The organism is Streptococcus suis, from assembly GCF_002960445.1.
GTDB classification, from domain to species: Bacteria; Bacillota; Bacilli; order Lactobacillales; family Streptococcaceae; genus Streptococcus; species Streptococcus hyiners.
In genome coordinates, this window is record NZ_POJD01000191.1 from 1 (window position 1) to 284 (window position 284).

At 35.9% G+C, this 284-nt stretch carries 1 protein-coding gene; it reads right to left on the bottom strand.

The window, feature by feature from the left end; translation table 11 throughout:
• On the bottom strand, nucleotides 1-284 hold a 284-nt coding region (locus C1G53_RS07710; RefSeq protein WP_153046675.1), incomplete at both ends, for a GNAT family N-acetyltransferase.

Consider the following 284-nt stretch of genomic DNA (forward strand, 5'->3'; position numbering starts at 1 on the left):
CCAATTTTTTCTAAAATGTACCGCATTTTATGATTGCCAATGACATAATTTATCGAAATTTTATGACAAAGCGGATCCGCCTTCGCCTTTCCAATTATTTGCTGGATGGCTTCTTTTCCGCATCCACGATTTTGAAAATCCTTATCAATCAACAAGCGCCATAAATAATAACTATTATCTTTGGGTTCAATAGATAACATTGCAAAACCAACAACTTTTCTGCCAGATACCACAGCATATGGTAGAATCATCCCCGAATCTTTATATAACCAAGCTTGGGCTAA